The sequence below is a fragment of the Neisseria sp. P0008.S002 genome, assembly GCF_051962805.1.
In the GTDB taxonomy this organism is placed as follows: domain Bacteria; phylum Pseudomonadota; class Gammaproteobacteria; order Burkholderiales; family Neisseriaceae; genus Neisseria; species Neisseria perflava.
The window spans coordinates 1-12,975 of the sequence record NZ_JBQCUY010000005.1 but is presented as its reverse complement, the minus strand read 5'-3'; the positions used below and the strand labels follow the sequence as shown (position 1 = coordinate 12,975).

The following is a 12,975-nucleotide window of genomic DNA, read 5'->3' as shown; positions in this document are numbered from 1 at the left end:
TACCTTAGTAATGAATAACAGCGCGGATCGATTTACCTTCATGCATTAACTCAAAGGCTTCATTAATTTGATCGAGCGTCATTGTGTGGGTCACAAACGGTTCTAACTCGATATCGCCTTTCATTGAATCTTCCACCATTTTCGGCAGTTCAGAGCGGCCTTTCACGCCACCAAACGCCGTGCCTTTCCAAACACGACCGGTTACCAACTGGAACGGGCGAGTTGAAATTTCTTGCCCTGCACCCGCTACGCCGATGATAATGGATTGTCCCCAACCACGGTGTGCGCTTTCTAATGCTTGACGCATCACGTTTACATTGCCGATACATTCAAAGGTATGGTCAATACCCCATTTATTGATGTCTAACAACACATCTTTGATTGGTTTATCGTAATCGTTAGGATTTAAACAATCCGTTGCACCAAATTGTTTTGCCAGCTCGAATTTTGCAGGATTGGTATCAATAGCAATAATACGACCCGCTTTAGCTTGACGTGCACCTTGCACCACAGCTAAACCAATCGCCCCTAAACCAAACACTGCAACAGAGTCGCCTTCTTGCACTTTTGCCGTATTATGTACCGCACCAATACCTGTGGTAACGCCGCAGCCGAGTAAACATACTTGTTCGTGGTTTGCTTCCGGGTTGATTTTCGCCAGTGAAACTTCGGCAACAACTGAGTATTCACTGAAAGTCGAACAGCCCATATAGTGATAGATCGGCTGACCTTGATAAGAAAAACGCGTCGTGCCATCTGGCATTAAGCCTTTACCTTGTGTATCACGCACTGAAACGCATAAGTTGGTTTTACCTGAACGACAAAACTCACATTCGCCACATTCAGCGGTGTAAAGAGGAATGACGTGATCACCTGGTTTTACGCTTGACACACCTTCGCCCACAGCAACGACCACACCCGCACCTTCGTGTCCAAGCACCACAGGGAATACGCCTTCAGGATCGCTTCCTGACAACGTAAACGCATCAGTATGGCACACACCAGTGTGAGTGTTACGAATTAACACCTCGCCTTTGCGTGGCATTTCTACGTCGATTTCCACAATTTGTAAGGGTTGATTTGGGGAGAATGCCACCGCCGCACGAGATTTGATGGTTGGATTGGTTTGTTTAATTTCCATTATTTTTGCCTTTTAATTCATTAATAAAGTTATCTAGCCTACGAAAGATAACCACAGTTTATACTTTGGAACCCACCCTGAAGCAAGCATTTTTGCAATTTTGGCTCCGGCGATAGCTTGATCGACTAAAGGGCTGCCATGTAATTGGCGGTTAAAGGCTTCCGAATATTTCCCTTAGTCATGAAGCTGTCCAGTATGGCAGGCACCGAATACCCGAGCAAACTCCACCGCCATTTCCCCAACATTGACCAAATGGCTTTGTAAGGTTTGCCAATGTTCGTAAGGCAAGAGATTACCGAGTTTGTCTTGGGCAGAATGGGCGTAGTAAATTAGGGTTTTCATATTGAAATTCTAAAAAATTTAAACTGATATTATGCAATGATAATATGATATTAAATTTAATATGCAAATAGAAAAAATGCTGTCTGAAACTTTTTCAGACGGCATTGTTATTGATTACCCTTTATGACTTGCTTCTAATATCCTTCACAGCTTTCACTAAAGCTTCGGAAAGCGAAGGATCAAAAGAAGAGCGGTCTGCTTGGACAATATTTGAACATACAGCCCCTCTTCCTTACTTAGACATGAGATACGGTGGCAGAGTTTCAACACACAGCCGCCCGAAGGCGGCTGGGGCCGGTAAAGGCGGCGAGTAGAGGGTTTTGCTGGTTTCAACACACAGCCGCCCGAAGGCGGCTGGAGCCGCGATAGTGATTGCTGACACGGCCAAAACACTGCGTTTCAACACACAGCCGCCCGAAGGCGGCTGAAGACCAAGACACCGTCTACGACGACAGCGACCTGTTTCAACACACAGCCGCCCGAAGGCGGCTGCTTTTTAGCCAAAATGGGCGAATCCATCGCGCCTGTTTCAACACACAGCCGCCCGAAGGCGGCTGATTGAAAAATGCGGATATTTCAATGGATCGCATAAGTTTCAACACACAGCCGCCCGAAGGCGGCTGGATTTGGGTCAACAGGCCGTCAAATTCCAAGATAGTTTCAACACACAGCCGCCCGAAGGCGGCTGCATCGTAGTTATCGGCAAGGGCGCGTAATTGCGTGTTTCAACACACAGCCGCCCGAAGGCGGCTGCCACCACCGCCACCGGCAGGCGCGTGAGCTTTGGCAGTTTCAACACACAGCCGCCCGAAGGCGGCTGTTAACCATTCCGTCAATATTAATTACTCTTTCGATGTTTCAACACACAGCCGCCCGAAGGCGGCTGCATTGTAAAGGCGGCCTCTATCAATACATAGGCGTTTCAACACACAGCCGCCCGAAGGCGGCTGAATTAACAATCCATGCTTGCTTGCTTTTAATCCGTGTTTCAACACACAGCCGCCCGAAGGCGGCTGGAAAACATTAGGCCGTCTTCGTCCAAAAGGTTGAGTTTCAACACACAGCCGCCCGAAGGCGGCTGACATTGATGCCGGTTCTGCGCAGTCGGCGTTTGCCGTTTCAACACACAGCCGCCCGAAGGCGGCTGCTCTTGTATTTTTTGTGTGATTTCTTGAGTTTGCGCGGTTTCAACACACAGCCGCCCGAAGGCGGCTGGTCGTTGGTGCAGGTGCGGTTGCCCCAAACGCGGTTTCAACACACAGCCGCCCGAAGGCGGCTGAGCCGCATTTTATGGCTCAGCAGTCCGGTTTAGTGTTTCAACACACAGCCGCCCGAAGGCGGCTGCTTTATCGTCTTCAGCGGTCAGCCACTGCTTGCCGGTTTCAACACACAGCCGCCCGAAGGCGGCTGTTTTCTAATTTCTCGACTTTTTCGGCCAGCTCTTGTTTCAACACACAGCCGCCCGAAGGCGGCTGAATCAACGCCTGCCCTGTTTATGACACAGATGTACTTGTTTCAACACACAGCCGCCCGAAGGCGGCTGTCCCCTTTAATCAATACAGCCGCAGCCAGGCATGGTTTCAACACACAGCCGCCCGAAGGCGGCTGCATCATATCTTCCGCGCTGACGGCTTTGATATTGAGTTTCAACACACAGCCGCCCGAAGGCGGCTGGAGTTTAATATGCTCCGACTTATCGCGTCCCTCATTGTTTCAACACACAGCCGCCCGAAGGCGGCTGTTCAGAGGCCGTATGCTGATAAACAAAATTGACAGTTTCAACACACAGCCGCCCGAAGGCGGCTGGAGCGGGTACAACGCTCAATGCTGAACAGGTCAAGGTTTCAACACACAGCCGCCCGAAGGCGGCTGAATAAATCCAAGCGCGCCGTTTCTAGGCCGTCTGTTTCAACACACAGCCGCCCGAAGGCGGCTGATCGGCAGCCTGCGCGGCCAATAAATCGTTAAGCGTTTCAACACACAGCCGCCCGAAGGCGGCTGACTTTGGACTGGCAGTAGATACCATCGGGGGCGTAGTTTCAACACACAGCCGCCCGAAGGCGGCTGCCCAACACTAAAAAGGCAATCGGAATAATATATAGTTTCAACACACAGCCGCCCGAAGGCGGCTGAGAGTTATTTTACCTGAAAGCTACATTTTTTAAAGTTTCAACACACAGCCGCCCGAAGGCGGCTGTAATAAAGTGCCTGTTATTAAATGCCCTCTTATATGTTTCAACACACAGCCGCCCGAAGGCGGCTGATATCAAAGACTTGCATTTCCTGTTTTTTACCCTTTGTTTCAACACACAGCCGCCCGAAGGCGGCTGCTCCGACTTTTGCAGTATCGGCAAATGACGGAACAGGTTTCAACACACAGCCGCCCGAAGGCGGCTGCCATTCTACAATCTCTGGAGTTTTTGAACCGGCGGTTTCAACACACAGCCGCCCGAAGGCGGCTGTTGTCAATTTCCTTAATTGCCGACCCTTGCGATGTTTCAACACACAGCCGCCCGAAGGCGGCTGTGATGACCATGCTGATCCGTCAAGGCATGAGCGCGTTTCAACACACAGCCGCCCGAAGGCGGCTGATTTTTCGACGGCCATACAGACATAAGACATCGGTTTCAACACACAGCCGCCCGAAGGCGGCTGCCTGCGAACAGCTCGACATAACACTCATGTGTCGGTTTCAACACACAGCCGCCCGAAGGCGGCTGCTCTTGCTATTCCTCGCAAGGGTCGGCAATTAAGGTTTCAACACACAGCCGCCCGAAGGCGGCTGCACCATAAGAAACAGGAATCGCAACACCCGCTAGTTTCAACACACAGCCGCCCGAAGGCGGCTGCTCCTTGATTGCAGAACCCTGCGAAGAATAGCAAGTTTCAACACACAGCCGCCCGAAGGCGGCTGCATTTAAAAATTCCTCTATTTAATAAATTTCAAAGTTTCAACACACAGCCGCCCGAAGGCGGCTGAAAAACGCTTCTGCGACTGCTAGGAATCGAATTTGTTTCAACACACAGCCGCCCGAAGGCGGCTGCAGCGAGAAATGCAGGCATTTTTTATCCTTTCATAGTTTCAACACACAGCCGCCCGAAGGCGGCTGATACGTCACCGATACCTTCCGCCATAGTCAAAGCAGTTTCAACACACAGCCGCCCGAAGGCGGCTGCACCACCGCCCCCGGCGCTTGAGCCATTAGGGCTGTTTCAACACACAGCCGCCCGAAGGCGGCTGGAGCTTGTACCAGTTGAACTATTTGGCGATGTTGCTGTTTCAACACACAGCCGCCCGAAGGCGGCTGGTAGTTAGTCTGACATTTCCTTTATGTGATAGCCAGGTTTCAACACACAGCCGCCCGAAGGCGGCTGCGGCGGAATCAACGTCCGACACGCGATAAAAATTGTTTCAACACACAGCCGCCCGAAGGCGGCTGCCTCGATACCCTCAATATCAAGGGCGAGGCCGCCATGTTTCAACACACAGCCGCCCGAAGGCGGCTGTGTAAATGGTGCTAAAATAGGGCGTATCCATATCGGTTTCAACACACAGCCGCCCGAAGGCGGCTGAGCCTCTCTTAAAAGCCTTGTTCCATCAGGTTTCGCAGCCCCGATTTCGCTAAGCTCCTAAGAAAAGCGTGAACGCGAGTATAACACAGCCTTTTCCGTTACGCCCGCATTCGCAATATCCTGATTATTAAAGAACAATCCCAATTCGCCAACCCTGCCGCATTTTCATGAGAACCGCAGGTTGGCGATTTACACAATCAACGTATCCTTAAACACATCCACCGCCGGTTTTGCGCCGTGATGTTCTACTTTCCGCCGCCATTTGCTGCCCAGATGGTAAAAGCGCAGGCTGTCAGTTTCAGGGTTGTAGGTTTTCAAAAGTTTGTCCTTTAAAACAACCCACTGATCGGGCGCGATATCGCATTCGAACACCGAATACTGCACGCGCACGCCGTAGTCCAAACACAATTTCGCCACGCGCCGTAGCCTTGCCTGTCCGTCCGCGTCTTCCAACGAAATATCGTAAGTAATCAGCATTAGCATTTTGTATTCCCATATACAGGCTGCTTTAAAGGCCGTCTGAAAATATCCGATCCGTTTTCAGACGGCCTGCAAACCTATCTCATCAAAAACGGCGGGTATTCCGCCAAATCTCCGCGTAAGTGCCGTGCCAACAACATTGCCTGAATATACGGCAGCAGCCCAATTTCCACTTCCTCGCCTAAAAACGGATGAACTATTTTCTCCTGCTTTTTCGCCTGCAAGGCTTGGAACAGCAGCTTACGCGCCTCCGCTTTCAAGCTCACCGCGCCGCTTGCCTCGGTAACAAAATCCTGCGGTTTGATTTGCCCGCGGTTAATCAGCGACAACACCAGCCTGTCTGCCCACCACGCGCGGAATTCTTCCAAAATATCCTGCGCCAAACTGTCGCGCCCCGGGCGGTCGGCGTGCAAAAAGCCCACCTGCGGATCCAGCCCCACACCTTGCAGCGCGCCGCTGATGTCCTTGCCCAACAGACTGTACACAAACGACAACAGCGCATTCACCCCGTCTCTAGGCGGACGGCGGTTGCGTCCGTCAAAAGAAAAACCGCTTTTTTCGCTCAAAAGCTGCCCAAATACGCCGAAATAACGCGCCGCCGCATCGCCCTCAATACCGCGCACCACGTCCAGCTCCGCCACGCCCTTCAACTGCCACAGCGAAATGTTCAAAGCATCGACCGCACTTTGAATCGCCGCATTCTCGCCGTAATTGCGAATCTGCCGCTGAAGCACCCGCTTGCTCGCCTGAATCTTCGCCGCAATGATATTGCGCGCAATCGGCACAGGATTTTGCTCCGACCCCCGATACTGCGCCCGACGCAGTAGCACATTGCCGCTTTGCCGCCCCTGAAGCCGCCCCAAATAACGTCCGTTTTCGGTAAAAAACGCCAAATTCACATTATTTTCACCGCAAAACCCTAACAAAAACGGCGATACCAGCACATTGCCAAAACAGAAAATATGCCCAATAGAATGCACCGGCAACTGCGCCACCTTCTTACGCTCCTGCGCCACCACCAGCGTCTCCCGCTCCTTATGCAGATAGCTGCCTTGGGTGGTGATATACAGCGTGTTTTGCAGTTTGCGCATGGGAAAACTCCTTAGGTTTTGACCGTGCTTTTGGGGTTAAACGGGGGGGCTAGCTAAAAATTAGATTTTATCTTCTGCCGGATCAACTTTATACCAATGCTCACAATTTCTTTTACACTCTAATGCTGGCGTAGTTCTTGTTACCCTTCTTTTCTTGCTACCATCAGAATAACGTATATTCTCCCACTCGATTGGCTTATTATAATATTTCATTTCTCCACCGCACTGTGGACATTGAGAAATACTAATTTTCTCTAGACTTAAACGATGCCCCATACCGCTAATAGCATAATTAAAAACTAATGGGTATCTAGTTTGATACTTAGTAATTCTGCGTAATGTAATGGTGATAAGAAATAATACAGCAATAGCTATTAAAATAAATATATAAGTATTATTTATTTCACTTTGTATTATAGTTTTACCATTTACTAAATATAATATGGGTTTAACTATACAATTATAAATAGGTAATAGCCCTGCTAAAGAAATCAGAAAACTAGCCCATGTCAGCCAAGCCATCGTAATGGGACTTCTCCAAATTGGTTCTGGGGTGTATGTAGCTATTTTCTTTTCATTTATTAAATCTGGTGCATCTTGAGTATGTACATTATGAACATCACCATTAACTATTTGTGTATTCCCATAAAAATTAGCATTTTTAAAATCATTTTTTTGTGTCATGTTTTTCCTTAGATATCTTGGATATCTTGAAACTTCAATAGAATATTATTCAGAATTAAATAATATTAAATATGCCCTGAGGTTAGCAGGTTGGGTAAAACAGCATAACCCAACCTGTATGTATTGAATCTATTCTATAACAACAAGTATACTAATCGTCTTCTAAACCCAGTCTTTCTCTTTCTTCTCGTATTTCCTCTAAATCATCTTCACTAAGCTCTCGTTCAAGGTGATAAAATATTATATTTGCATTATCCAGTATTTCATCAATTTCATCTGAATATCTATCTGCAAAATCACCTTCTTCAAGCTCGTCGATATGTTTCGACAATAAGTCTTGTGGCAAACCGCTTTTTAACCCGAGAAAGTCATCATGAAAAGTATAAACTCGGTCATCATGTCCAATATCCACTAAAATATCTACGACATTCTCTACAGTAGGATTTTCTAACTCTAGTTTTTCACCAACATCAGATAGATTGCTAAATTGATGTTCTATATTTCTTGTCATTTACGACTCCTTAAAATGTGTAATTACAATTGAGCATGATTACTCGTCTTCAGAAATTGCGATTAATTTAGAAGATTCAAGTTAATTAACGTAATAATTTTTTTTCAAATAAAATATTACTCCCCAAACAACCTCTCCACATACCCCACGCTCCTATCCCGTTTCCCCAATAACTCCGGCTGGCAAATCTCCACCAGCGAGCAGGCTTTGCAGCGTTTGCCGTAGTCGGGTGGCGGGGTTTGTCCGCTGTTTAGAAGTTCACGCACGGCAGCGATGGTGGCGAGTGTTTGGGCGCGTAGGTCATCTGAAAACGCGACAGGGACGCGGTGGCGGGTTTGCATATACCACAATGCGCCCTCAGAGACGGTTTGCCCCGTCATTTCTTCTAGGCACAAGCCTTGGGCGCAAAGCTGGATTTCATCCATCGGGTCGGGTTTTGGCTTGCCGCGTTTGTATTCCACGGGTTTCAGACGGCCTGTTTTCGTATCCACTTCCACCAAATCCAATACGCCGCTGATGCCCAGTTTCTCCGCCGACACATGCACCGTCCGCTCAAAGCGTACGCCCTTGCGCGTTTCCGGCTCGCCCGAATCCACCCGCTCATGCAACGCCTTGCCCTGCGCGGTCAAATAATTCTCCGCCCACGCCTGCTCGTTGTGAATCAACGCACATTGACGCGGGCAGAAGGCATAGTGTTGCAAGGCAGAAAGGGGAATCAGGCTAGTGTCCTGATTTTCCCCTTGGGTTTTGGTTAAAAGTGCGGTCATTTTTTTGAACGTTTTTTAAAGCAACTCTTCCACACTCACGCCATTTAAGCCGTCTGAAAGCACGCTGATTTTGTAATCGCCAAAACCGCTCGCTGGCGTACCTGATTCGCCGTTCACGCGTTCGACTTTCACGGCGTCAAACAGTTTATGTGCAGGCTGGCTGCCGAGTGCACTGTCGTGTTTAAAAACAATCAGTTTGCGCGCCGCCATTTCACCACGAGCGGCGGAGCGGTCGTGTTCAAACATCAGCGTCAGGGCTTGCCAGAGTTTGGCTAAGTCGTCGTCTGAAAAACCGGTTTTGGCGGCAAGGTTGGCGGAGATAAAGCCGTGCACGCGGTAGAGCGCGTAAGGGACGATGTATTTGCGCCCCATGGTGCGTTCTTTTTCCAAGTCTTTTTCGTTGGTTACCGCCATGCGGGTGATGGAAACTTCCAGCGGCACAATCGGGTCGATGGATTGGGCGAACGCCAGTTGTACAGGGCCGCGCACTTGTCCGCTGTTGACTTCGGTGGTCATCACGGCGCCGAAGGTGCGGATATCGAAGAAGTTTTTGCACATCCACGCGGTAATGTCGCGGGCTTTGGCTTCGTCTTTGGGCAGTTTTTTGGGTTCAGATTCAATGCCTAGTGCTTCATAAGCGCGTTTGTTTTGCAGGTTTAACACGCTTTTTTCTTTCACGTAGATTTCGTAACCGGCTTCGTTTTCGCTGCTGATTTCGACAAAATTACGGATTTTTCGTTTCAGGCAGACATCGGTTACCAAGCCTTTACTGGATTCGGGATCAAGGCGCGGCATATTGCCCGCATCGGGATCGCCGTTGGGGTTGCCGTTGGTAACATCAAAAAAGTAAACAAATTCATAGCGGTTTTGAATGGCAGACATTTTCTGGCTCCTTAGTTTTCAATGGTTTCAGCGGTTTCTTTTTTAGCAAAATAGCTTTGTTTTTGATGGTAATAGCCGATGGCGAAGCGGCCTTGCTCGTCAATGCTCAAATGGCGCGGAAAGGTTTCGGGCAGTTTGGCAATGATTTTGCCCAAATCTTTATCCAAATTCACCGCCATGCCGGCTTTGTCTTTACGCAAGCGCGATAAATGGTGTTTTGCACCCGACAAAAGGCGCGGAAAAACCGAAAACGGCACGGCAGATGCAGAGCCGTAATAGCGGTCGGCGATACCGGCGTTTAATTCGCCCAACGCCTGATATTGAATGCGCTCCAACACGGCAAACAGCCGCCCTAAAAGATAGGCGCGATTCGGACTTTCATTGTTCAAACTCATAGGAACTCCTTCTTCGATAAAACTTTTTCTAAAACGCCGCTCCAATACGGCTTTCATCATTGCCACGCGCAGGCCGTTCACGTCGCCGTCGGCACGGATTCGGGTAATCAGTTGCGACAGTAAACTCAAAGGGTACGGCGTGCCGCAAATCACGGCGCGAGTCATTTCTCCTGCTAAAACGGGTGAGATATTTTCGCTTTTGCCTAGCACGGCAGTTTGCAATAAGAGTCGCCAAATAGACGGCGGCGTTTTCCATGCGCAAGGCTCAATGGCTAAATCTTGCCAATGCTGCGCCAAATTTTCCGCCAACTGCCCAAAGGTCGTATCCAGCCAAAACCGAACAGAAATCCGCGCGGCATTAGGGGCAAGCCCTAAGATATAAAAACGGGTATTGGGAGAGAGTTCGGGCGCAATTTCTTGCAGCGGGCGACCTTTGTTACTTATTTGTTTCAATACGTTGAAAACTTTGGCGCTTTCTTGTTCATCATCCGGCGGCGTGAACACGTGCGCGAAAAAGCCTTCGGCAGCCTGCGCCGTAGCGCTATCGTCCGCTTCCGCCCAAAAAACCGTGCTGGCGTCGCCGATGGTCAGGCAGTGATTATTTTCGCGGCGCAACAGATAGTTCAGCGCGGTGGTGTAGGCAAAGGCGGATTGTTCGGAAACGGGCGCATTTGCGCCTTGCTCCTTGCCAAAAGAGGCAAAGGCTTCTTTGTTAAACGAGATAATCGAACCGCCGGAGCTTTGCCCGCCAAATACGCCTTTAATCGCCGGATGCAGCCGCGCAATCGGGGCAGTGTCGCCGCTAATCAGGCACAAGCCCTCAAGCGCTTCGTCACTTTTCAGGCAGCCTGCCCACAAGGTTTGCGCAGCTTCACGTTTATGGATAAGTGTGGTCGGTTTTTCAAGAGAAAATGCGATGTTGGCATCGAGCATTTCGGCAGGCAGATTTTCGGTAGCAAAATGTGCAGGCTGCCAGTTTTGCAGAAAACGGCACAAGGCTTGCAAGCCTTCATCTTCGCTGTTTTGCAGTAAATCGAGATGGTATTGCTTAAAGGCATCAAAGGTTTTTTCAGACGACGTAAACGGTTTTTCTTTCGCTTCGGCTTTGTTTTTATTAGCTTCAACGCCAAGCGCATAAGAAGTTTTATCCCACAGAAAAAATGGCTTGGGTGTAGTACCTGGGCGTTTGAAGGATTGAGGCACGCTCATCAGCTTCGGTTGCGGCTTTTTATCAGCTGTCAGATTCGGCACAACGGTTTTCAGACGGCCTTCTTTGTCCAATACCAAAATCCAGCCGATTTTTTCCTCGCTAAAGCCATAAGGCGGCACTTTCGGGTTGCCCATTTCATCGGTTTCCGCTGCCAAACGGCGGTAATAGCGGGCAAGGGACGCAAGAATCATGCTTTCACCTCCTCGGCGTAAAACGGCGGCACATCAATCACGCCGTCTTTCATTTGTGCGCGGAAAAAATGTGGTGTGTTGCCGTGGTCAAAATCAATATCGTGCAGCATCCAGCCCAAATCGCGGCTTGCCTCGCTTTCCAATAATGCCGACGGCGGCAGCGACTCGCCCTCGTCAATCAACGCAAAATCGGCAGGGAATTCACGCACGCCCAAACAAGGCTGCTGAAAGCATTGCCCTTTTTTCGCACGGCGTTTGAACATCTCAATATGCTTGGTAACAGTCTCATCCGCCCCCGCTTTTGCCGTCAGCACCGCATGAGCTTCAATCACATAAGCCACGTCTTTGAGCACCGTCGCCGCGCGCTGCTGGCGGTCGTCTTCAATCAGCGTATATAAATCGGCAACGCTCTTACGCTTCATCGCGCCGCTGACCTTGCCCGCCGAAATCTTGCCACCTAACTCATTGCGCCGCACCGACTCAAACCGAATCGGCTTCAACACATAAATCTTGTCTATCACCCACCGAATCGCCGGCTTCCAATGCACCGCCGCCAAAATCCCGCGCGCCGCCGACGGTGTGATGACATCATAAGACACCCGCTCCACCTTCATCTCCGGACGGGTAAAACAGGCATAATCGCCCCAAATGTGTAGGCGGATTTGGTTTGCCATACAAACTCCTTAACACACAGCCGCCCGAAGGCGGCTGATTTTTTTAATACTGATAACCTATCAGCTTTAGTTTCAATACACGTATTTTAAGAATACGATACTATAAATTATTTTCGATAAACCATATTTAAATGTTAAAAAATAGAAGATTATAATTTAGTTATGTTCTTTCACTTAATATCTTCTGATATTCAGTTTTAATCATTGTTCTAATTTTCTCTGATATATCATTTTCAATATTCTTTCTGCTCGAAGCAGTTGGCTGATTTTCATAGTTAGATCCTGCTATCACAAAAGTAAGTTCAGCATCTTTATCAAATGATAATTTTTTTCTTGACGACGAACTAAAGAAAAAACATATTTTCAAGGTTCCTGAGTTTGAAGCACCAGAATACTTATAGGTTACAAGCATATTATGAATATAGTAATACTTATAATATATTTCATCTGACATTAAAAAGATATCATGTAGCCTATTTCCATCAATTTTCATTAATGTAACTGTGTTATTCATCCAAGAGACTTTAGGATCATTAGGTAGTAGGGTTTTCGAACCTTCCCTACTAATAACTATTTCATTCACATTATCTAATTTTAAATATTCTCCTAATCCACCTGTTAATCTTTTGAAAAACTTAACTCTTTCTATATCTTTAAAACTATCAAAAGTAATTCTCTCTTCTACATCACTGTTAGTAACACCTGATTGTCTTAGTTCTTTCGCGATCGCAATACCAAGCCTACGGTTTATGAGTTCGGTCTCACTAGATGTATGAGTATAAATAGATTCTAAGCTAATTCCATCATTTTGCTTTTCAATAATAATTTCTCCAGAAAAATCAAGCTCTCTATTCAAAAAATCTTTACTAAAATCTTTTCTCTTTATCTCGTATTGAATTTTAGCTTTATTAGCTCCAATAAATGTAAGTTTTGGTTTAGTATTTATTTCAATATTAGGAATATCTTGAAAAATATCAAAATCAGAAGAAAATAAATTTTTTAAAGGTTCTTTCCAATTTGCATCTTCATTAGAC

General features: G+C 48.0%; 10 protein-coding genes, 1 pseudogene and 1 CRISPR repeat array. All 11 genes and pseudogenes read right to left on the bottom strand.

Features of this window, described 5'->3' with window-relative positions; all coding sequences use genetic code 11:
* Positions 1–4: 4 nt before the first annotated feature.
* Positions 5–1,141, bottom strand: a complete 1,137-nt coding sequence (locus ACTHSA_RS06575; protein WP_004520025.1) for an S-(hydroxymethyl)glutathione dehydrogenase/class III alcohol dehydrogenase — start codon at positions 1,139–1,141, stop codon at positions 5–7.
* A 93-nt stretch (positions 1,142–1,234) separates the two neighbouring features.
* A pseudogene (locus ACTHSA_RS06570) lies at positions 1,235–1,483 on the bottom strand (CRISPR-associated helicase/endonuclease Cas3); the annotation flags it as partial.
* Between the two features lie 260 nt (positions 1,484–1,743).
* A CRISPR array of direct repeats spans positions 1,744–5,056; the repeat unit is 31 nt; unit sequence GTTTCAACACACAGCCGCCCGAAGGCGGCTG.
* 189 nt (positions 5,057–5,245) lie between these two features.
* The gene (gene cas2, locus ACTHSA_RS06565; protein WP_049349119.1) at positions 5,246–5,539 is read right to left on the bottom strand and encodes a CRISPR-associated endonuclease Cas2; all 294 of its coding nucleotides are present in this window, start codon (positions 5,537–5,539) and stop codon (positions 5,246–5,248) included.
* Between the two features lie 74 nt (positions 5,540–5,613).
* Positions 5,614–6,627: a type I-C CRISPR-associated endonuclease Cas1c gene (cas1c, locus tag ACTHSA_RS06560; protein ID WP_070625731.1), complete on the bottom strand. Its 1,014-nt coding sequence runs from the start codon at positions 6,625–6,627 to the stop codon at positions 5,614–5,616.
* 60 nt (positions 6,628–6,687) lie between these two features.
* Positions 6,688–7,311, bottom strand: a complete 624-nt coding sequence (locus tag ACTHSA_RS06555; protein WP_070625733.1) for a hypothetical protein — start codon at positions 7,309–7,311, stop codon at positions 6,688–6,690.
* Positions 7,312–7,462: 151 nt separating this feature from the next.
* A complete protein-coding gene (locus ACTHSA_RS06550) occupies positions 7,463–7,822 on the bottom strand; it encodes a hypothetical protein (RefSeq protein WP_070625737.1) in 360 nt (119 codons plus the stop codon).
* A 116-nt stretch (positions 7,823–7,938) separates the two neighbouring features.
* Entirely contained in the window at positions 7,939–8,589 is a 651-nt protein-coding gene (gene cas4 / locus ACTHSA_RS06545; RefSeq protein ID WP_070625740.1) for a CRISPR-associated protein Cas4, read from the bottom strand.
* Between the two features lie 15 nt (positions 8,590–8,604).
* The gene (gene cas7c / locus ACTHSA_RS06540; protein ID WP_070625742.1) at positions 8,605–9,471 is read right to left on the bottom strand and encodes a type I-C CRISPR-associated protein Cas7/Csd2; all 867 of its coding nucleotides are present in this window, start codon (positions 9,469–9,471) and stop codon (positions 8,605–8,607) included.
* A gap of 11 nt (positions 9,472–9,482) precedes the next feature.
* Positions 9,483–11,267, bottom strand: coding sequence for a type I-C CRISPR-associated protein Cas8c/Csd1 (gene cas8c, locus ACTHSA_RS06535; protein ID WP_150540506.1), 1,785 nt, complete (start codon positions 11,265–11,267; stop codon positions 9,483–9,485).
* A complete protein-coding gene (gene cas5c / locus ACTHSA_RS06530) occupies positions 11,264–11,941 on the bottom strand; it encodes a type I-C CRISPR-associated protein Cas5c (RefSeq protein WP_070625746.1) in 678 nt (225 codons plus the stop codon). Before cas5c ends, cas8c begins: the two co-directional genes overlap by 4 nt.
* Positions 11,942–12,101: 160 nt before the next feature.
* On the bottom strand, positions 12,102–12,975 hold an 874-nt coding region (locus ACTHSA_RS06525; protein WP_440378838.1), incomplete at its 5' end, for a hypothetical protein.

Coding starts and splice junctions, on each gene's coding strand:
- ACTHSA_RS06575 (WP_004520025.1), bottom strand. CDS start 1,141: ATGGAAATTAAACAAACCAATCCAACCATCAAATCTCGTGCGGCGGTG.
- cas2 (WP_049349119.1), bottom strand. CDS start 5,539: ATGCTAATGCTGATTACTTACGATATTTCGTTGGAAGACGCGGACGGA.
- cas1c (WP_070625731.1), bottom strand. CDS start 6,627: ATGCGCAAACTGCAAAACACGCTGTATATCACCACCCAAGGCAGCTAT.
- ACTHSA_RS06555 (WP_070625733.1), bottom strand. CDS start 7,311: ATGACACAAAAAAATGATTTTAAAAATGCTAATTTTTATGGGAATACA.
- ACTHSA_RS06550 (WP_070625737.1), bottom strand. CDS start 7,822: ATGACAAGAAATATAGAACATCAATTTAGCAATCTATCTGATGTTGGT.
- cas4 (WP_070625740.1), bottom strand. CDS start 8,589: ATGACCGCACTTTTAACCAAAACCCAAGGGGAAAATCAGGACACTAGC.
- cas7c (WP_070625742.1), bottom strand. CDS start 9,471: ATGTCTGCCATTCAAAACCGCTATGAATTTGTTTACTTTTTTGATGTT.
- cas8c (WP_150540506.1), bottom strand. CDS start 11,267: ATGATTCTTGCGTCCCTTGCCCGCTATTACCGCCGTTTGGCAGCGGAA.
- cas5c (WP_070625746.1), bottom strand. CDS start 11,941: ATGGCAAACCAAATCCGCCTACACATTTGGGGCGATTATGCCTGTTTT.